At 67.2% G+C, this 17634-nt stretch carries 20 protein-coding genes; 8 read left to right on the top strand and 12 right to left on the bottom strand.

Annotated features, from left to right (window positions below):
* Window positions 1-36: 36 nt before the first annotated feature.
* The 4 genes from ABIC90_RS14145 to ABIC90_RS14160 are packed head-to-tail and all read left to right on the top strand — an operon-like array spanning window position 37 to window position 2721.
* Window positions 37-849 carry a basic amino acid ABC transporter substrate-binding protein gene (locus ABIC90_RS14145; RefSeq protein ID WP_354354849.1) on the top strand — a complete coding sequence of 271 codons (813 nt, stop codon included), beginning with the start codon at window positions 37-39 and terminating at the stop codon, window positions 847-849.
* A 22-nt stretch (window positions 850-871) separates the two neighbouring features.
* Complete coding sequence (locus tag ABIC90_RS14150; RefSeq protein WP_354354851.1) at window positions 872-1843, top strand: transglutaminase family protein; 972 nt, start codon at window positions 872-874, stop codon at window positions 1841-1843.
* Window positions 1840-2298, top strand: coding sequence for a RidA family protein (locus tag ABIC90_RS14155; RefSeq protein ID WP_354354853.1), 459 nt, complete (start codon window positions 1840-1842; stop codon window positions 2296-2298). Before ABIC90_RS14150 ends, ABIC90_RS14155 begins: the two co-directional genes overlap by 4 nt.
* Before the next feature lie 57 nt (window positions 2299-2355).
* Window positions 2356-2721: a DUF2845 domain-containing protein gene (locus ABIC90_RS14160; RefSeq protein ID WP_354354855.1), complete on the top strand. Its 366-nt coding sequence runs from the start codon at window positions 2356-2358 to the stop codon at window positions 2719-2721.
* Window positions 2722-2743: 22 nt separating this feature from the next.
* Here the strand turns inward: ABIC90_RS14160 and ABIC90_RS14165 are convergent, their stop codons facing one another.
* Window positions 2744-3688: a LysR family transcriptional regulator gene (locus ABIC90_RS14165; RefSeq protein ID WP_354354857.1), complete on the bottom strand. Its 945-nt coding sequence runs from the start codon at window positions 3686-3688 to the stop codon at window positions 2744-2746.
* A 72-nt stretch (window positions 3689-3760) separates the two neighbouring features.
* Between ABIC90_RS14165 and ABIC90_RS14170 the strand changes: the two genes are divergently transcribed.
* On the top strand, window positions 3761-4423 hold the full coding sequence (locus ABIC90_RS14170; RefSeq protein ID WP_354354859.1) for an HAD family hydrolase: 663 nt from the start codon (window positions 3761-3763) through the stop codon (window positions 4421-4423).
* Window positions 4424-4436: 13 nt separating this feature from the next.
* Window positions 4437-5576 (top strand): DSD1 family PLP-dependent enzyme, encoded by a 1140-nt coding sequence (locus ABIC90_RS14175; RefSeq protein ID WP_354354861.1) that lies wholly within the window; start codon window positions 4437-4439, stop codon window positions 5574-5576.
* A 25-nt stretch (window positions 5577-5601) separates the two neighbouring features.
* Here the strand turns inward: ABIC90_RS14175 and ABIC90_RS14180 are convergent, their stop codons facing one another.
* The 8 genes from ABIC90_RS14180 to ABIC90_RS14215 form a co-directional block, all read right to left on the bottom strand.
* Window positions 5602-6627 carry a LacI family DNA-binding transcriptional regulator gene (locus tag ABIC90_RS14180; RefSeq protein WP_354354863.1) on the bottom strand — a complete coding sequence of 342 codons (1026 nt, stop codon included), beginning with the start codon at window positions 6625-6627 and terminating at the stop codon, window positions 5602-5604.
* A 124-nt stretch (window positions 6628-6751) separates the two neighbouring features.
* Window positions 6752-7732, bottom strand: coding sequence for a 2-hydroxyacid dehydrogenase (locus ABIC90_RS14185; protein WP_354354865.1), 981 nt, complete (start codon window positions 7730-7732; stop codon window positions 6752-6754).
* Window positions 7733-7737: 5 nt separating this feature from the next.
* On the bottom strand, window positions 7738-8691 hold the full coding sequence (locus tag ABIC90_RS14190; RefSeq protein ID WP_354354867.1) for a sugar kinase: 954 nt from the start codon (window positions 8689-8691) through the stop codon (window positions 7738-7740).
* 8 nt (window positions 8692-8699) lie between these two features.
* Complete coding sequence (locus tag ABIC90_RS14195) at window positions 8700-9443, bottom strand: sugar phosphate isomerase/epimerase family protein (protein ID WP_354354869.1); 744 nt, start codon at window positions 9441-9443, stop codon at window positions 8700-8702.
* Window positions 9443-10198: an amino acid ABC transporter ATP-binding protein gene (locus tag ABIC90_RS14200; RefSeq protein ID WP_354354871.1), complete on the bottom strand. Its 756-nt coding sequence runs from the start codon at window positions 10196-10198 to the stop codon at window positions 9443-9445. The genes ABIC90_RS14195 and ABIC90_RS14200 overlap by 1 nt, the downstream gene beginning before the upstream one ends.
* Window positions 10199-10225: 27 nt before the next feature.
* On the bottom strand, window positions 10226-11023 hold the full coding sequence (locus ABIC90_RS14205; RefSeq protein WP_354354873.1) for a transporter substrate-binding domain-containing protein: 798 nt from the start codon (window positions 11021-11023) through the stop codon (window positions 10226-10228).
* 50 nt (window positions 11024-11073) lie between these two features.
* Window positions 11074-11727: an amino acid ABC transporter permease gene (locus tag ABIC90_RS14210; protein ID WP_354354875.1), complete on the bottom strand. Its 654-nt coding sequence runs from the start codon at window positions 11725-11727 to the stop codon at window positions 11074-11076.
* 24 nt (window positions 11728-11751) lie between these two features.
* Complete coding sequence (locus ABIC90_RS14215) at window positions 11752-12423, bottom strand: amino acid ABC transporter permease (RefSeq protein WP_237675106.1); 672 nt, start codon at window positions 12421-12423, stop codon at window positions 11752-11754.
* A 134-nt stretch (window positions 12424-12557) separates the two neighbouring features.
* Between ABIC90_RS14215 and ABIC90_RS14220 the strand changes: the two genes are divergently transcribed.
* Together ABIC90_RS14220 and ABIC90_RS14225 are read left to right on the top strand one after the other, a co-directional pair.
* Window positions 12558-14261, top strand: a complete 1704-nt coding sequence (locus ABIC90_RS14220; protein ID WP_354354878.1) for a hypothetical protein — start codon at window positions 12558-12560, stop codon at window positions 14259-14261.
* Window positions 14262-14272: 11 nt separating this feature from the next.
* The gene (locus tag ABIC90_RS14225) at window positions 14273-15010 is read left to right on the top strand and encodes a metallophosphoesterase family protein (RefSeq protein ID WP_354354880.1); all 738 of its coding nucleotides are present in this window, start codon (window positions 14273-14275) and stop codon (window positions 15008-15010) included.
* 3 nt (window positions 15011-15013) lie between these two features.
* Here the strand turns inward: ABIC90_RS14225 and ABIC90_RS14230 are convergent, their stop codons facing one another.
* The 3 genes from ABIC90_RS14230 to ABIC90_RS14240 are packed head-to-tail and all read right to left on the bottom strand — an operon-like array spanning window position 15014 to window position 17616.
* Window positions 15014-15550 (bottom strand): cysteine hydrolase family protein, encoded by a 537-nt coding sequence (locus ABIC90_RS14230; RefSeq protein WP_354354882.1) that lies wholly within the window; start codon window positions 15548-15550, stop codon window positions 15014-15016.
* Between the two features lie 16 nt (window positions 15551-15566).
* On the bottom strand, window positions 15567-15980 hold the full coding sequence (locus ABIC90_RS14235; RefSeq protein ID WP_354354884.1) for a hypothetical protein: 414 nt from the start codon (window positions 15978-15980) through the stop codon (window positions 15567-15569).
* A 40-nt stretch (window positions 15981-16020) separates the two neighbouring features.
* The gene (locus ABIC90_RS14240; protein ID WP_354354886.1) at window positions 16021-17616 is read right to left on the bottom strand and encodes an esterase/lipase family protein; all 1596 of its coding nucleotides are present in this window, start codon (window positions 17614-17616) and stop codon (window positions 16021-16023) included.
* Window positions 17617-17634 lie beyond the last annotated feature (18 nt).

Here is a 17634-nt window from a genome sequence, read left to right on the forward strand (position 1 = left end):
CTGCGGCATTCCAGAATGAATTCAAGGAGGCAGAACATGCTGATCAATCGCCGTCTTACCCTCACCACAGCCTGCCTCCTGGTCGGGCTTGCTCTGGCCGGCTGCGGCAAGCAGGAATCCGCCGCACCCGCCGCCGGCTCGGCACCGCCGCCACCTGCCGCTGCGCGCGTGCTGGTCGTGGGCACCGACGCGGCCTACAAGCCCTTTGAGTCGCAGAACGAAAAGGGCGAGGTCGTGGGCTTCGACATCGACGTGGTCAAGGCCGTGGCGCAAAAGGCAGGCTTCGAGGTGAAGTTCGTCAACACGCCGTGGGAAGGCATCTTCAACGCGCTGGCCCAGGGCGACCGCGACCTGCTGGTGTCGGCCATCACCATCACCGAAGAGCGCCGCCAGACCATGGACTTCTCGCAGCCCTACTTCGAAGCCAGGCAGCTGATCGCGGTCAAGAACGACTCGAAGGTCGCGAAGTTCGAAGACATCAAGCCGCTGACGATCGGCGTACAGAACGGCACCACCGGCGACGAAGTGGTGGGCAAGCTGCTGGGCAAGTCGAGCACCGCCATCAAGCGCTTCGAGTCCACCCCGCTCGCGCTCAAGGAGCTGGAGGCCGGCGGCGTCGAAGCCGTGGTGGCGGACAACGGCGTGGTGGAGCACTACCTCGCCAACAACGCCGGCGGCGGCTTCAAGACGGTGAGCGATGCGGGCTTTTCCGCCGAGCAGTACGGCATTGCGGTCAAGAAGGGCAACACCGAACTGCTGGCAAAGATCGACAAGGGCCTGGCCGACATCAAGGCCGACGGCACCTACGCGAAGATCTACGCCTCGCACTTCGGCGCCGGGCCGAAGTAACGCAGCAGCACAACGGCCCGCCATGCTGCTCCACGTCACCCACGAAACCCGCTACGAGTATTCGCCGCCGGTCGAAACCGCGCAGCACCTGGCCCACCTGAAGCCGCTGGCCACCGGTTCGCAGCGGCTCGTGAGCCACACGCTCGCGATCGACCCGCCGCCCGCGCAGCGCAGCGAACTGCCCGATCTCTACGGCAACACGCGCGCGTTTTTTGCCCTCGAAGCCACGCACGACCGGCTGGTGGTGACCGCCGAGAGCGTCGTCGAGACCTCGGTGCCGGTGCTCTCGCCGGATGTTGCGCGCGATCTGCCGTGGGAGTCGGTGCGCGAGCGCTTCCGCTTTCGCAAGGACGCCACCTTCGATGCGGCCTCGGAGTTCGTGTTTCCGTCGCCCTACGTGCCGCGCCACGACGACTTCGCCGCCTATGCGCGTGCGAGCTTCGTGCCGGGCCGCCCCACCTTCGACGTGGCCATGGACCTCACCGAGCGCATGTACCGCGACTTCGACTACGACGCCGACAGCACCGAGATCAACACCCCCGCCGTCGAGGCGCTGGCCCAGCGCAAGGGCGTGTGCCAGGACTTCGCGCACATCATGATCGCGTGCTTCCGCACCCTGGGCCTGCCCGCGCGCTACGTGAGCGGCTACCTGCTCACACAGCCGCCGCCGGGCCAGCCCCGGCTGGTGGGTGCCGACGCCTCGCATGCGTGGGTGTCGGTGTACCTGCCCGGCGAAAGCGACGGCGACGGTCCGCCAGGCGCCGGCGGCTGGGCCGACTTCGACCCCACCAACGGCCGCCAGCCGGGCGAGGACTACGTCACGCTGGCCATCGGCCGCGACTACTCCGACGTGTCGCCGATGCGCGGCGTACTGCATGGCGGCGCCAGGCACACGCTGGACGTCGGCGTGACCGTGCAGCCCGTGGGGGAAGTGGTCGAGCTGGCGCCGCAAAGCCAGACACAATCGGCATCCCAAGACAAGGAGTCTCCATGAGCGTTTACGACAAACTTTCCAGCCTCGGCATCACCCTGCCCCCGGTCTCTGCCCCCGCCGCCGCCTACGTGCCTTTCGTGCGCACCGGCAACCTCGTGTTCCTCTCGGGCCACATCGCCAAGAAGGATGGCAAGGTCTGGGCCGGCCAGCTCGGCGCCAACATCAGCACTGAAGAAGGCAAAGAGGCCGCACGCGCCATCGCCATCGACCTGCTGGGCACGCTGCACGCCGCCGTGGGCGACCTGAACAAGGTGACGCGCATCGTCAAGGTGATGAGCCTGGTGAACTCGGTGGGCACCTTCACCGAACAGCATCTGGTGACCAACGGCGCGAGCGAATTCTTCGCCGAGGTCTTCGGCCCCGAAAAGGGCGCGCACGCACGCAGCGCCTTCGGCGTGGCGCAAGTGCCGATGGGCGCCTGCGTCGAGATCGAACTGATCGCCGAAGTCGGCTGATCCAGCACAAAAAAACGCCCCGCCGGCCGGGGCGTTTTCTTGAAGCGTTTTCAAGCCATGACCATCGCCCTGCGCAGCTTCGCCTCGACCGCGCTCCTGCTCGCCGCCATGCACCCGGGCGGCGCGGCGGCGCAGTCGCTCAGCTGCGGCGGCTTTCTGGCAGGCGTGGGCGAATCGAAGTTCTCCGTGCTCAACAAATGTGGCGAGCCGGTCCTCAAGGACATCGTCTGCGTGCCACGGCCCCAGGTCGAAGTGATCGTCACGCCGGGCGCGCGCGGCGGCGGCACGCGGCAGATCATCAGCCAGCAATGCATTCCGATGGAAGACTGGACCTATCACCGCGGCCAGGGCAACTTCCTCGGCATCGTGCGGTTCTACAACGGCGCCGTCGAATCGGTGCGAGATGGAGATCGGGTGCGCTGAGCACTACCGCACCCATCAAAGGCTAAAGGCCTGATGCGTCTGGCGACGCGCCGAAGCTCTCTTCCAGAAACCCGATCAACGCCTGCACCCGCGCCGTGCGCCCCTTGCGCACGGGCACCAGCAGCGTCACCGGCGCACTGTCGAATTGCCAGTCCGCCAGCACCCGCACCAGCGAGCCTCGCGCGATGGCGTCCGCGGCGTCCCACTCCGAGCGCAGCACCAGGCCCATGCCCTGCTCGGCCCATTGCCGGGCCACGCTGCCGTCGTTGGTCACGAAGGCCGGCGCGATGCGCAGCGTTTCGCGCGCGCCCGCCTTCACCGCCGATGACGGCGATGTGCCGGGCTTGGCGGCACGTCGCACATGCCACAGCGTCACGTCTTCGTCGTTCTCGCGGATGACGATGCAGGCATGCGCCATCGCGTCGCGCGGAACACGCGGCGTGCCGTGCACCCGCAGGTAGGCCGGGCTCGCGCACAGCCAGCGCTCGTTGGCGCTCAGCGTGCGCGCCACCCATGACGAGTCGCGCACCGTGCCGATGTGGATGATCGCGTCGGCATCGTGCCGGTCGGGCCACGGCGTCTCGCGCAGGTCGAACTGGAGGTGCAGTCCCGGATGCAGCCGGGCGAATCGCGCGAGCATCGGCGCCACGTACTGCCGGCCATAGCCGAAAGGCGCGGCAATGCGCAGCGTGCCGGTGAGGCGACGGTCGTCGCGCTGCATCGATTCGCGCAGCCCCTCGATCTGCGCCAGCAGCGCCGCAGCCTCGCGCGCGAAGCGCTCGCCCTCGGCCGTGAGGCTCAGCCGCCGCGCGGTGCGGGTGGCGAGCGAGAGGCCGAGCGTGGCTTCGAGCTTGCGCAGCCGCATCGACAACGCGGGCGGCGTCACATCGAGCGAACGCGCCGCGGCGCTGAGCGAAGGCTCGCGCAGCAGGGCTGCAGCCAGTTGCATGTCTTCGATCTGGATCATTCAGCAGTGCTTAACGATTGATGAGTTGGTATTGAAGCACAACGATGACTTTGAAACGTACAGTCGGTTTCCATGCAAGCCCCCATCGCCCCATCCGGCGCCTACCCCCGCGCCGTGCTTTTCGACCTGCTCACCGCCCTGCTCGACTCCTGGACCGTGTGGAGCGCCGCCGCCGGCTCCGAGGAAAAAGGCCGCGCGTGGCGCGCCGAATACCTGCGCCTCACCTACGGCTGCGGCGCCTATGTGCCCTACGAGCAACTGGTGAAGGACGCCGCCCGCAACACCGGCATGGCCGACACCGCACCGGACGCGCTCGAAGCGCACTGGGACCAGCTGCCCGCATGGGACGGCGCACGCGAACTGCTGCAGGCCCTCAAGCCGCATTGCAAGCTCGCGGTGGTCACCAACTGCTCGCAGCGGCTCGGCCATCGCGCGGCGGCGCTGCTGGGCATCGAGTGGGACGTGGTGGTCACTTCGGAAGAAGCCGGCTTCTACAAGCCCGACCCGCGCCCGTACCGCATGGCGCTGGCCCGGCTGGGCGTGCAGGCAGATGAAGCCGCCTTCGTCGCCGGCTCGGGCTACGACATGTTCGGCACCTCGGCCGTCGGCCTGCGCACCTTCTGGCACAACCGCGTGGGGCTCGCCCTGCCGAAGGGTGCGCCGCCGCCCGAGCAGCAGGCCCCGACGCTCGCACCCGCGCTGCCCTGGCTCCAATCCTTCGCTTCGATGCCCTGAACGGAACGTCCCCATGAACGCCCTCGCCCTTGCCACCATCGACACCCCCGCCGCCATCGTCGAGCGGCCGCGCATGCAGCACAACATCGCGCGGATGCAGGCGCGCATGAACGACCTCGGCGTGCGCTTTCGCCCGCATGTGAAGACCAGCAAGTGCATCGAGGTGGCGCGTGCGCAGCGCGATGCGGGTGCGCAGGGCATCACCGTCTCCACGCTGAAGGAGGCCGAGCAGTTCTTCGCCGCGGGCTTCACCGACATCCTCTATGCGGTGGGCATGGCGGCGCACCGGCTGCCGCATGCGCTCGAGTTGCGCCGCCGCGGATGCGCGCTTTCGATCATCACGGACGGCGTGGCCTCGGCGCGCGCCATTGCGGAGTTCGGCCGTGCGAACGGCGAAGCCTTCGACGTGCTGATCGAAGTCGACACCGACGGCCACCGCTCCGGCATCCGCCCGGACGACGATGTGCTGCTCGAAGTGGCGCATGTGCTGCACGACGGAGGCATGCGCCTCGCCGGCGTGATGACGCACGCCGGCTCCAGCTACGACCTCGACACGCCCGAGGCGCTCAAGGCCATGTCCGAACAGGAGCGGGCCGGCTGCGTGCGTGCCGCGCAAAGGCTGCGCGATGCCGGTCTGCCCTGCCCCATCGTCAGCGTGGGTTCCACACCCACGGCGCTGATGGCCAAGCGCCTCGACGGGGTGACCGAAGTGCGTGCGGGCGTCTACGTGTTCTTCGACCTCGTGATGCGCAATGTCGGCGTGTGCGACGCGGGCGAGGTCGCGCTGAGCGTGCTCACCACCGTGATCGGCCACCAGGTCGAGAAGGGCTGGGCCATCGTCGATGCAGGCTGGATGGCCATGAGCCGCGACCGTGGCACGCAGAAGCAGAAGCGCGACTGTGGCTACGGCCAGATCTGCAGCCTCGATGGCGCGGTGCTCGACGGCTATGTGCTCAGCGGCGCGAACCAGGAGCACGGCATCCTGTCGCGCGAAGGTGCGCCTGACACCGACATCGCGACGCGCTTTCCGATCGGCACGCGCCTGCGCATCCTGCCGAACCATGCGTGCGCGACGGGTGCGCAGTTCCCCGAATACCAGGCGCTCGGCGAAGACGGGGTGCTGCAGACGTGGGGCCGTTTTCACGGCTGGTGAGCGATCCGCAGAGAACGAAGCGTGCCTAGAACGCCTGCGACGAGCCCCGCACCATCAACTCACCGGGGAGCAGGAGCTGGCGCGGTGCAGCGTCAAGCCCCCGCAGCCGCTCGATCAGGCAAGTAGCGGCCGTGCGGCCGATGGCGTCGGTGGGCTGCGCCACCGTGCTCAGGCCGGGGCCGATCAGCGAGGCCCATTCGGGATCGTCGAAGCCGACGAAGCCCAGGTCGCCACCGAACTGCAAGCCCATCCGCGCCATCGCCTGCGCCACGCGCAGCGTGACCACGGCATTGCCCGCGACCACCGCAGCGCGACGGCCGCGCCTGGCGCGCTTGCGCAGAGCGGCAAGGGCCGCATCGAGCGCATCGTTATCGCCTTCGACCGACTCGAACACCTCGCCCGCCACGCGAGGCGCATGCGCGGCCACGCAAGCGCCGAAGGCCGACGTGCGCTCGCGCCGCGAGCTCACGCCCTTCTGCGGCTCGGTGACGTAGAGCAGCTCGCGGTAGCCGCCTTCGAGCAGATGCTCGCAAGTCGCCTGCATCGCTGCGTGGTTGTCGAGCGAGACGAAGTCGGTGTGCATGCCCGTGTGCCGGCGGTCGACCAGCACCGCGGGCTTGCCATGCAGCGTGACCGCATCGACCACGTTGCTGCCGCGCCCCAGGGTGTTGAGGATGAAGCCGTCGACCTGGTAGCCCGCGAGCGCATCGATGGCCTCGCGCTCGCGTTCGCTTTCGTTGCCCAGGTTGAACAGCATCACGAGGTAGCCGGCGTCCTGGCAGGCTTTTTCAGCGCCCCGCAGCACGGCGACCGAATAGGGGTTGGTGATGTCGGCCACGATCAGCCCGATGAGTCGCGAACGGCCGTGGCTCAACGCCTGCGCCATCGGGCTGGGCGTGTAGGCCAGCTTGGCGATGGCGACTTCGACGCGCGCGGCGATGTCGGGGCTCAACAGCCGCTCGCGATGGTTGAGGAAGCGCGAGACGGTGGCTTTGGAGACGCCCGCCGCCTCGGCGACGTCGGCGATGGTGGCGCGGCCTGTGGGTTTCATGGCTTTGCTCCTTCCCCCGCTGGGGGAAGGCTGGGATGGGGGCAGGCAGAGCGCTCGATGGATGCGCCGCTTGCCCCCACCCCGGCCCTCCCCCAGAGGGGGAGGGAGAAGAGCGGGATCGCAGTCATGCGGCGGTGGTGTCGTAAGGCGCGGTCGGCTTCTCGCCGGCCAGCACTTGCAGCAGATTGGTCGTCGCCAGTTCCGCCATCGCATGCCGCGTCTCGTGCGTGGCCGAGCCGATGTGCGGCAGCGGCGTGACGCGCGGGTGCGTGCGCAGTGGCGAATCGGCGGGCAGCGGCTCCTTCGCGAACACGTCCAGGCCGGCGGCGCGCAAGCTGCCGTGGTCCAGCGCGTGCAGCAGCGCTTCTTCGTTCACGGTGGCACCGCGTCCGACGTTGATGAAAGAAGCGCCCGGCTTCATGCGCGCAAAGAACTCGGCATCGATCATCCCGCGCGTGGCATCGGTCAGCGGCAGCATTGCGAGCACGATGTCGGCGCGCGCCAGCAGGTCGTCGAGTGGTGTGTGCGTGGCGCGGCCCTGCAGCTCAGGCGCTTGCGAGGCCAGGTCCACCGCGCGGCGCGAGTGGTACAGCACCGGCATGCCGAAACCCAGCGCCGCGCGCCGCGCCACGGCCTGCCCGATGCGGCCGAAGCCGAGGATGCCCAGCGTCTTGCCATGCACATCGGTGCCGAAGAGCTCGTCGCCGATGTTCTTCGTCCAGTTGCCTTCGCGCACGAGATTCGACAGCTCGACCACGCGCCGCTGCGTCGCCATGAGGATCGCGAACACCGTGTCGGCGACCGTCTCGGTGAGCACGTCGGGCGTGTGGCACAGCACGATGCCGCGCTTGTGCAGCTCGCCCAGCGGATAGTTGTCCACGCCGACCGACACGCTCGAAATCACCTCGAGCTGCGGCGCCGCATCGAGCAGCGCGGCATCGACCGTGTGGCTCGATCCGATCAGGCCGTTCGCCGTGGCGAGTGCCGCAGCAAAGGCATCGGGTTCCGTGCGCGGATCGGCAACAGTCACGGAATGCACGGCCTGCAGGCGCGCCAACTGGTCTTCAGGCAAGGGCCGGAACACGAGCACGTTCTTTTTCGTCATGGTCTTCAAATCCCCGCTTCTTCAAGTTCGGCGCGTGTCGGCAACCCTTCGGTATCGCCCAGCACCTGTACGGCGCGTGCGCCGATCCACGCGCCGCGGCGCACCGCCTCGGGCACGCTCCTGCCTTCGAGCAGCGCGCTCACCACGCCGGCCGCGAAGCCGTCGCCCGCGCCCACGGTGTCGATCACTTCCTTCACCGGGAACCCATCGACGCGGCCGGTGCCGGCCACGTCGCTGTCGTAGTAGGCGCCCTCGGCGCCGAGCTTGACGACCACCAGCTTCGCACCGCGCTCCCGGTAGAAGCGCGCCACGGCTTCGGGCTCGCTGTGGCCGGTGAGCAGCAGGCCTTCTTCGATGCCGGGCAGCACCCAGTCGGCGCGCGAGGCCAGCTCGTTGATCCAGTGGCGCATGGTCTCGGTCGAAGACCACAGCGTCGGTCGCAGGTTGGTGTCGAACGAGATGGTGCGGCCGGCCGCGCGCATCACGTCCATGGTCTTGAGCGCAGCCTGCAGGCTGGTCTCGGAAATGGCGGCGAACACACCGGTGGCATGCAGGTGGCGCGCCGAGCGCAGCCACGCTTCGTCGACATCGGCCGGGCCCATCTGGCTCGCGGCCGAGCCCTTTCGGTGGTATTCGACCGGTGGGTCGCTGCCGTCTGTGACGCGGCCCTTGAACTGGAAGCCTGTGCGCTGCGTCGCGTCGCAGATGACATGCGAGCAGTCGATGCCCTCGCGCTTCATCGTCGCGAGCAGCGCGCGCCCCATCGAGTCGGTGCCCAGGCGGCTGGCCCAGCCGACCTTCAGGCCCAGGCGCGAAAGGCCGATGGCCACGTTGGTCTCTGCGCCGGCGGTGCGCTTGTGAAACGCCTCGGCGTTCTCCAGCGGCCCCGGCCGGTCGGCCACGAGCAGCAGCATCGCTTCGCCGAAGAGTGCGACGTCGAAGGCAGTGGGTTCTGTCATGTGCGGTTCTATGCGCGCGCGGCGCGGATGAATTCGATTTGCGTGCGGACAACGGCCGGCAGGTCGTCGCCCGCCAGAGGGTATTCGATGGCGTGGGGCACGTCGGCGGGCAATGCGCGCAACACCGCACGCCATGGCGCCACGGAATCGCCCAGAGGCACCGCCACCCACTTGTGCGGCAGGCGCTGCGCGCCCTTGCAATGCACATAGCGCACGCGGTGGCTGAGCGCTTGCGCAGCCTGCAGCGGGCATTCGCCCACCCAGTGCCAGTTGCCCATGTCGAAGGTCATGCCGAGCGGCACGCCCGCGCGGTCGGCCACCTCGAAGAAAGTCTGCAATGCGGGCAGCGTGCCGGCGCGCACGGTCTGGTCGTTCTCGATGAGCAGTTCGACGCGTGTCTGCGACAGCTCCACCTTCAGCCCCCAGAGCGAGCCGTGCGACGACGCCTGGAAGTCGCCGATGGACATCTTGAGCCGCTTCGCACCGACCTTGGTGGCCGCGGCAATGCCGCGCTTGAGCGCCGCGCTGTCGAGCCAGCCGCCCTCGGCCCACAGCCCTTCGGGGCTGGAGTACACGGCGGCGAGGCCGTTCAACGCGGGCAGTTCGGCATCCGCATCGCGCAGCATCTCGCCGCGCACTTCGACCGAATCGGCTCCGGCGACGCGCGCAAGCTGCGCGCACCAGAGTTGGCCGTGCCGCCCCACCTCGGCCGCGCCGAAGGACGACAGAGAAATCAGAACCTCGAAGGACATCAGTGGGCCTGGTGGGAGCTGAGGATCTGACCGAGGAACTGGCGCGTGCGCTCGTCCTTCGGATTGCCGAAGAATTCTTCGGGCGGCGCCTGCTCGACGATCTTGCCTTCGGCCATGAAGATCACGCGGTCGGCCACGCTGCGGGCAAAACCCATCTCGTGCGTCACGCACAGCATGGTCATGCCGTCTTCGGCCAGGCCAATCATGGTGTCGAGCACTTCCTTGACCATCTCGGGGTCGAGTGCGGAAGTGGGCTCGTCGAACAGCATGATCTTCGGCGACATGCACAGCGCGCGAGCGATCGCCACGCGCTGCTGCTGACCGCCCGAGAGCTGGCTCGGGTACTTGCTGGCCTGCTCGGGAATGCGCACGCGGGTGAGGTACTTCATGGCCACCTCTTCCGCCTGCGCTTTGGTCATGCCGCGCGAGCGCATCGGCGCGAGCGTGCAGTTCTCCAGGATGGTGAGGTGCGGAAACAGGTTGAACTGCTGGAACACCATGCCGACTTCGGCGCGCACTGCATCCACGTTCTTGCCGCCGGCGGTGAGGTCGATGCCATCGACCACGATGCGGCCCTTCTGCACCGTCTCCAGCCGGTTGATGCAGCGGATGAGCGTCGACTTGCCCGAGCCCGAAGGCCCGCAGATCACGATGCGCTCGCCCTGGCGCACCGACAGGTCGATGCCGGTCAACACCTGGAATTCACCGTACCACTTGTTGACCGCTTCCATGCGGATGATCGATTCCGTCGTCATGCCAGGGTTTCCTTCAAGCGCTTTGGCTTATTGCATTTTCGGCAGGTCGGCCTGCAGCCACTTTTGATAGAGCTTGTTGAGCTCGCCGTTGGCGGTGTTCTTCGCAACGAAGTCGTTCACCGCCTTGGTCAGCTCTTCCTGGCCCGGGCGCATCGCGATGCCCATCGACTGCTGCACCAGCGTGAACTTGTTTTCGTAGGTGCCGGCGGGCACGCGCTTGGCGATCTGCGCGGCCACGGTGACCGAGCAGCCGATCGCATCGACCTGGCCAGAGATCAGCGCCTGCATGGCCGAGGCGTCGTCGTCGAAGCGGCGGATCTCGGTGCCTTCGGGTGCGGCCTTGGTCACGGCCACGTCTTGCGTGGACGCACGCGCCACGCCCACGCGCAGGCCCTTCAGATCGGTGGCTGCCTTGATGGGCGACTTGGTCGCGCCGTACAGCACGATGGTCGCGGCCGCGTAGGGCTGCGAGAACTGCACCTGCTTCGCGCGCTCCGGCGTGATGGCCAGCGAGGCGACCAGCACATCGACCTTGTTGGTCAGAAGGAAGGGAATGCGGTTCGGGCCGGTCACCGGCACGATGTTGGCCTTGACGCCCCAGTCCTTGGCCAGCAGCTTGGCCACGTCGGCGTCGTAGCCGTCGGGCTGGTTCTTGGCGTCGGTGGTGCCGTAGGGCGGAAAGTCGACCAGCATGCCGATGGTGATCTCGCCCTTCTTCTTGATGTCGGCCACGCTTTGTGCCGAGGCGAAAGGCGCGAACACGGTGAGGGCGGCGCCCAGGCCAAGGGCGGCCAGTGCGGCGCGGCGGGTAGAAGTGCGGGTCATGGGTTTTGTCTCCTGAATAAAGAAAGGAAGCGACGAGAAAAAGAAATGGGTCAGCGTGCAAGTGCCAGAGCGCGCTTGCGCTCCATGCGTGCCGCGAGCAGCGACAACGGCCAGCAGATCACGAAGTAGATGGCCGCCACCACCGAGAACACGATGAGCGGCTGGAAGGTGGCGTTGTTGATGATCTGCCCCGCGCGGGTGATTTCGGTGAAGCCGATGATGGCCGCCAGCGAGGTGCCCTTGATGATCTGCACCAGGTAGCCCACCGTGGGCGCCAGCGCGATCTTGAAGGCCTGCGGCAGCACCACGTCGCGCATGCGTGCGGTGTACTTGAGGCTCAGCGCCTCGGCCGCTTCCCACTGGCCGCGCGGCACGGCCTCGATGCAGCCGCGCCAGATCTCGCCGAGAAAGGCCGCGCTGTTGAGGATGAGCGCCGCGCCCGCGGCGATCCACGGGTTGATGTCCAGGCCCAGCACCGGCGCGCCGAAGAAGATCAGGAAGAGCTGCAGCAGCAGCGGCGTGCCCTGGAAGATCTGGATGAAGGTGGTCGACACGCCGCGCGCCCACACCGATTCGGAGGTGCGCATCAACGCGATGGCCAAGCCCAGGATCGCGCCGCCGACGAAGGCGATGGCCGAGAGCGCCAGCGTCCACTGGGCCGCTTCGAGGATGAAAAGGAATTCGGAAAAGCCGAAGGTACGCATGATGTTTTCTTCCGTGCGGTTGCGTTACCGGCGGTCCGGATAGTTGAGCGTGCGCTTGTAGATCAGCTTGAACATCGCCGAGAAGGCCAGCGCCAGCGCCAGGTAGATGGCGGCCACCACGATGTAGATCTCGAAGCTGCGGAAGGTCTGCGACTGCAGGTTGGCGGCCACCGAGGTCAGGTCGTCGGCCGAGATGACCGACACCACCGCCGAGCTCAGCATCAGCAGAATGAACTGGCTCGTGAGCGCCGGGTAGATGGCCTTGAGCGCGGGCTTGATGATGACGAAGCGAAAGATTTCCCAGGGCTTGAGGTTGAGCGCCCTGCCCGCCTCGATCTGCCCTTTGGGAATCGACTCGATGCCCGCTCGGATGATCTCGGTTGCATACGCGCCCAGGTTCACCACCATCGCCACCAGCGCGGCCGTCTGCGGCGACCAGCGCAGGCCGATGGCCGGCAACGCGAAGAAGAAAAAGAACAGCTGCACGAGGAACGGCGTGTTGCGGATCACCTCGATGTAGGCATTGATGATGAAACGCAGCCACCCCGGCCCCGAGGTCTTGCCCCAGGCGCAGAAAATCGCAACCACAAGGCCTAGCACCGTCGCGATGAGCGACAGCTGGATCGTGATCCATGTGCCCTTGAGCAGCAGCGGCCAGGCCGCGAAGACGGCGTCGAATTGAAACTGGTAGTTCATGGTGCGGCGTGCACGACAGGGCCGTGCGCATGCCTCGAAAACAAGGCTTGCAGCTTATATGAAACCGGTTTCAGGCGATGTCAGGGATTCCCCTAGTGGGACGTTTTGACCTGCCATTTGCCTACACTCGCGCGATGCTGAACTCACCCGCGGCCACCTTGCCCACAGAGGCGAACACGCCCTCCTCCGGCGCACCCACCGTGCAGCATTTCAGGCAGGCGCTGCTCTGGCCCCTGCGGCTGGTGCCCGCGCCCGGCGCCACGCCCGCGCATCACGGGCCCTGGCACCTGCTGCGCGAGATGGGCGACGCCTCGCCCTGGCGAGAAGAGGTGGACGAATACACCGGCGACAGCAGCCGTTTTCATGAGCGGCACTACAACGAGTTCGTGAGCTTCCTGCCCTACGTGCAGCGCTTTCTCTATGGCGAAGGCCGCTCGCGCAACACGAGCGAGCCCTCGGCTTCGGGCAACGAAGGCGATTCGCCGATGCGCATCTTCCGCCGCCACGACATCGCGGCGGTGCGCGTGGTGGCCCGGCCCGGGGATGTGCCGGTCACGCTGGACGTGATCCATTGCGACCTCTACTTCTTCTTCGACATCGACGTGGTGATGCTCAACCTCGAAGTCGGTGTCAATCACCTCAGCCTGGCGCAAGCGCAGGACATCCTCTACCGCTTCGGCCGCGCCTACCCCGCCGGCTGGGAGCCCGACGGATCGGCCCTGCACTGCATGGCCAGCGTCGAATGGCTGGGCGCCGACGGCCGCGTGCTCGCGAGCTCCGACGCGCAACAGCGCGAGAGCTTTCTCTCGCACGTGGCGCAGCACCGCGCGCCGCGCATTTCCTCGCACTGGGGCTACCTGATGCAGCCGCTGGTGAGCGACCATTCGGAAGCCCCCGGCGCGCTGCGCTACCGGCAGATCGAGTACTACCGCATGCCGGTGATGGCGTACCTCTCGATGGACGATCCGCGCCGCCTCACCCGCGACGACTTCGTGCGGCTCGCGCTGGTCACCGGCGCCGGCACGCCCGATGCGCACCTGCCCTACGCGGACCATCACCTGGCCGACTTCGAGCACAAGTACTGCTACGACCGTTTCTGGGTCGATGCGGGTGCCGCGCCCAACACGCGCTACCTGTGCAACGGCCACGCGCTGATCGTGGTGGGCGATGCGCGCTCCGAATTCTTCTGCTGCCGCGACCGTGGCGTGCTCGCGCAGTTCAGGCACCAGCACTTCCTGCTGTTCCTCATTGCGCATTTCCAGAAGGCGTCGCTGCTGATGTTCTCGGACCAGCTGGTCGAGGCGCTCAAGAAGCTGGACATCCGCAGCACGCCGAGCGTGAAGCAGTTCAAGCGCGCGATCCGCTCGAGCTTCGAGCGTTTTCTGCGCTTCACCCACCGCTACTGGTTCCACGAAATTTCCGAGCAGGCGCAGGTGCGCGCCCTCTCGCACATGTGCGCGAAGCACCTGGGGCTCGATCCGCTCTACGACGAGGTCAAGTCGCGCATCGCCGACATGAACACCTACCTCGACGCCGACAGCCTGCGCCGCCAGGCCAGCACCGTGGTGCGGCTCACGGTGGTCACGCTGTTCGGCCTGATCGGCACCGTCACCACCGGATTTCTGGGCATGAACCTGCTGGCCGAGGCCGACGCACCGCTGTGGCGCAAGGCGATCTGGTTCGGCGTGGTATTCGCCTTCACGACCTGGCTCACGATCTACACGATGGTGAAGTCGCAGCGGCTCTCCGACTTCATCGATGCGCTGTCGAACGACCGGCTGGGCTTTCGCGGCAAGATGGCTGCGCTGGCGCGGGTGTGGCGGGCGGGGTCGGACTGAAAGGCCAAAGAATGCGCATCGCCATCGTCTCGGACATTCACGGAAACCTCCCCGCACTCGAAGCCGTGGTGGAAGACATCGCCCGCCGCGGCTCGGATGCCGTCGTCAACCTGGGCGACAGCCTCTCGGGCCCGTTGATGCCCCTGGAGACGGCGCGGTTCCTGATGGCGCAGCACTGGGTTCATCTGGCGGGCAACCACGAGCGCCAGTTGCTCAGCCTGCCTTCGGCGCGGCGCGGCGCATCCGATGCGTTCGCGCATGCGCGGCTGGGTGCGAAGGAATTCGAATGGATGGCTTCGCTGGGGCACAGCCTGCGCCTGAGCCCCGAAGTCCTGCTCTGCCACGGCACGCCGGCCAGCGATCTCGAATACTTTCTGGAGACGGTCGAGCCTGCGAATTTCCGCGCGGCCACGCAGGCGGAAATCGATGCGCGGCTGGGCGAAGTCGATGCCGAGCTGATCGCGTGCGGCCACACGCATGTGCCGCGCGTGGCGCGCGCCGCCGGCGGCCAGCTGATCGTCAACCCGGGCAGCGTGGGCTTGCCAGCGTACGACGATGTTCATCCTTATCCGCACGCCGTGGAAACCGGCTCGCCGAATGCGCGCTACGCCATCGTCGACAAGCGCGACGGCGACTGGACCTGCAGATTGATTTCGGTGCCCTACGACCACACCTCGATGGCCGCGCTGGCGCTCGCGAACGGGCGGCCCGACTGGTCCCACGCCCTGGCCACCGGGCGCATGCCTTGAGCGTCAATCGCCGAACGCGATCTCCGCGCTGTCGACCGCGCTGATCCGCACGCCGAAGCTCGTGATGTCCGACAGCGTTGCGTTGTGGTGCGCGCGAATGAAAGCGCCGGTGGCATGGGGCTTGTCGTGCGAGGTGTGCGCATCGGCCGCGAGCACCACCTCGTAGCCCAGCGCGGCGGCGCGGCGGGTGGTGGTGTCCACGCAGAACTCCGACGAGTAGCCGCAGATCACCACGCGCCGCACGCCCTGCCCGGCGAGCCAGGCTTCGAGCGGTGTGCGCAAAAAGGAATCGGGCGTGGTCTTGCGGATCTTCGTGTCGCCCGCCTCGACCTGCAGCGCATCGGCAAGCTGCCAGCGCTCGGCGTCGAACTCCAGGTCGACCGCGTTCTCGTGCTGGATGAACGCCACCGGCACGCCGGCCGCACGGGCGCGGGATGCGAGCGCGTTGATGCGCTGGATGACTTCTTCCGACTCATGCGGGCGCGGCGGGTCGTCGCACAGGCCGCGTTGCACATCGATGACCAGAACGGCTGTCTTCATGGCGTTGGCAATGGATTCAGAAAGCAAGGCCCTTGACCGACCAGAGGATGGCGCCGGACAGCAAGGTCGAGATGAACGCAATGATCGCACTGGCGCCGAACGAGGTGCCGATGCCGATCTGGAAGCCCAGCGTATACGCAACGAACAGCCCCGCCATGGCCACCAGCGCGGGCGCGCTTGTGACGTGGTGAATGCCGGTTCCGCTGAAAAAACTCATGTAGCCCAGCAGCGCCAATGCCACGGCCAGCGAGGCATAGAACACCGCCTTGAACGACTCGCCCAGGGTCGGCGTGACGCCCGAGACGACCTGCGCGGAGATCTTCACCACCACCGTCACGAACAGCACCAGTGCGCATACCGCGATGGTGAGCTTGAGCGGCGCCATGAAGGCGAAGAAGACGCAGGCGCCGATGAAGAGGAGGTAATGCATGTGGGGTGCGATTGTGGACCTCGCGCACCGCTCCGGGGCATCAATCCCACGCGCTCACCTCCAGGCGCACCTTGCCGGTGATGCCTGGCGCCGATGGCGCGGCGCCCAGGCTGGAGAGCGGCACGATGAACTGCAGCTTGCCGTTGGTCAGCTGCTTCGGGCTGATGGGCAGCGACGCCTGCCCCGCGGTGTCGGTCTGCCAGCCGTACTTGACGTTCCAGTTCTGCGCCGGGTCGTCCGCCAGGGGCGGCGCGATCTCGATGACCAGCGTGTCGCGAAACAACGAGCTGCCCTCGTAGTGGCCGTCGAGCCAGAACTTCTTGTTCACCTGGTAGTCGGGCACGCGCACACCCAGCGTCATGGCGTAGGCGAGGGTCGGGCGGTTCTGGTTGACGCGGGCCTTGTTGGCCAGGAACACGGTCGACAGATAGATCGAGCGCCGCTCGGGCTTCTTCGGATCGGTCAGCTCCTTGTGGGTGCGGCAGGCCGGCGAATCTTCTTCGGCCACGCGCCGGCTCAGGTACCAGCGCTTGCCGCGCGGCGAGGCGAGCAGCTCGACCTGGTAGAGCGCATCGACATCGGCGTCCTTGGGCAGGTCGGGCGGCAGGATCACGCCGTCGACATCGAACCACAGGTCGACCCGCACGTCGCCGAACAGGAAGCGCACGAGGTTCTGATAGGCCTCCTCGGAGTTGACGATGCCGAAGTAACCCGAGTGCGAGCGAAAGGCATAGGCGGTGGCCACCGGCTGCGTTTTCTTGTTCGCGTCGACCGACCAGAGCGAGGCGTTCTCGATGCGCACCAGCCCGTCGCTGCCATGGCCCGCGAACATGCGCGAAAGCCCCTTGGCGGTTTCGTAGTCGCCGCGGTTGGAGCCGACCATGCAGAAGACGCGTTCGGCCGGGAAGGCCGAAGCCGGCAGGTAGTCCATGCGGCCGTCGATGGCCGGCGTGGCGAGAAATTCGGCCATCTTCTCGCGGTTGAAGGTGTTCATCTCGGCGGCCGTGAGCCAGGCCGGGATGTTGACGCCGCCCATCTCGATGCCGTTGTGCGGCGTGGCATAGGTGAACACCTTGTCCACGCAGGCGCGCGCCGCGGCATCGCCCAGCGCGGGGTTCTGCAGGAAGGCCCGCACCACCAGCCCGCCCATCGAATGCGCCACCAGGTAGCAGCGAAAGTCCTTCTTCGGCGCGCCGGCCGCGCCCTCGCGCAGCGCCACCAGGTCGCGCACCCGCAGGATCAGCTTGCTCAGGCCTTGCGCATAGAACTTGATGTTGCGCGACTTGCCGTCGCCCAGCAGCTCGGAGCCGGTGTCGTAGTAGCGGTAGATGACGATCGAGGCCGAGGGGATGCCGTCCACGTCCTTGCCGGTCTCGTCGGGCGAGGGCTTCCAGTCGTTGTCCAGGATGTCCAGGCCGTTCTGGTACACGCTCTGGTACTGGTAGTCGGCCAACAGGCGCACCACCGGCGACTCGAAGACGAACTTCTGCGCCGGCGCGTCTTTCTTGACGGTCGCGCGGTAGACCGTGGAGCCGATGTTGAAGCCGCAGAACGGGTCGGCCGCGGTTTCGTCGCGCTCGGCTTCGGTCATGGCATAACCGCGCACGTAGATGATGGGGTAACGGTTGCCGCTCATGCGTGTGGCCTCCTGGCA

The organism is Variovorax boronicumulans (assembly GCF_040544675.1).
GTDB lineage: Bacteria > Pseudomonadota > Gammaproteobacteria > Burkholderiales > Burkholderiaceae_C > Variovorax > Variovorax boronicumulans_D.

Coding starts and splice junctions, on each gene's coding strand:
- ABIC90_RS14150 (WP_354354851.1), top strand. CDS start 872: ATGCTGCTCCACGTCACCCACGAAACCCGCTACGAGTATTCGCCGCCG.
- ABIC90_RS14225 (WP_354354880.1), top strand. CDS start 14,273: ATGCGCATCGCCATCGTCTCGGACATTCACGGAAACCTCCCCGCACTC.
- ABIC90_RS14210 (WP_354354875.1), bottom strand. CDS start 11,727: ATGCGTACCTTCGGCTTTTCCGAATTCCTTTTCATCCTCGAAGCGGCC.
- ABIC90_RS14190 (WP_354354867.1), bottom strand. CDS start 8,691: ATGACAGAACCCACTGCCTTCGACGTCGCACTCTTCGGCGAAGCGATG.
- ABIC90_RS14145 (WP_354354849.1), top strand. CDS start 37: ATGCTGATCAATCGCCGTCTTACCCTCACCACAGCCTGCCTCCTGGTC.
- ABIC90_RS14155 (WP_354354853.1), top strand. CDS start 1,840: ATGAGCGTTTACGACAAACTTTCCAGCCTCGGCATCACCCTGCCCCCG.
- ABIC90_RS14165 (WP_354354857.1), bottom strand. CDS start 3,688: ATGATCCAGATCGAAGACATGCAACTGGCTGCAGCCCTGCTGCGCGAG.
- ABIC90_RS14240 (WP_354354886.1), bottom strand. CDS start 17,616: ATGAGCGGCAACCGTTACCCCATCATCTACGTGCGCGGTTATGCCATG.
- ABIC90_RS14220 (WP_354354878.1), top strand. CDS start 12,558: ATGCTGAACTCACCCGCGGCCACCTTGCCCACAGAGGCGAACACGCCC.
- ABIC90_RS14215 (WP_237675106.1), bottom strand. CDS start 12,423: ATGAACTACCAGTTTCAATTCGACGCCGTCTTCGCGGCCTGGCCGCTG.
- ABIC90_RS14230 (WP_354354882.1), bottom strand. CDS start 15,550: ATGAAGACAGCCGTTCTGGTCATCGATGTGCAACGCGGCCTGTGCGAC.
- ABIC90_RS14235 (WP_354354884.1), bottom strand. CDS start 15,980: ATGCATTACCTCCTCTTCATCGGCGCCTGCGTCTTCTTCGCCTTCATG.
- ABIC90_RS14200 (WP_354354871.1), bottom strand. CDS start 10,198: ATGACGACGGAATCGATCATCCGCATGGAAGCGGTCAACAAGTGGTAC.
- ABIC90_RS14180 (WP_354354863.1), bottom strand. CDS start 6,627: ATGAAACCCACAGGCCGCGCCACCATCGCCGACGTCGCCGAGGCGGCG.
- ABIC90_RS14175 (WP_354354861.1), top strand. CDS start 4,437: ATGAACGCCCTCGCCCTTGCCACCATCGACACCCCCGCCGCCATCGTC.
- ABIC90_RS14195 (WP_354354869.1), bottom strand. CDS start 9,443: ATGTCCTTCGAGGTTCTGATTTCTCTGTCGTCCTTCGGCGCGGCCGAG.
- ABIC90_RS14205 (WP_354354873.1), bottom strand. CDS start 11,023: ATGACCCGCACTTCTACCCGCCGCGCCGCACTGGCCGCCCTTGGCCTG.
- ABIC90_RS14185 (WP_354354865.1), bottom strand. CDS start 7,732: ATGACGAAAAAGAACGTGCTCGTGTTCCGGCCCTTGCCTGAAGACCAG.
- ABIC90_RS14160 (WP_354354855.1), top strand. CDS start 2,356: ATGACCATCGCCCTGCGCAGCTTCGCCTCGACCGCGCTCCTGCTCGCC.
- ABIC90_RS14170 (WP_354354859.1), top strand. CDS start 3,761: ATGCAAGCCCCCATCGCCCCATCCGGCGCCTACCCCCGCGCCGTGCTT.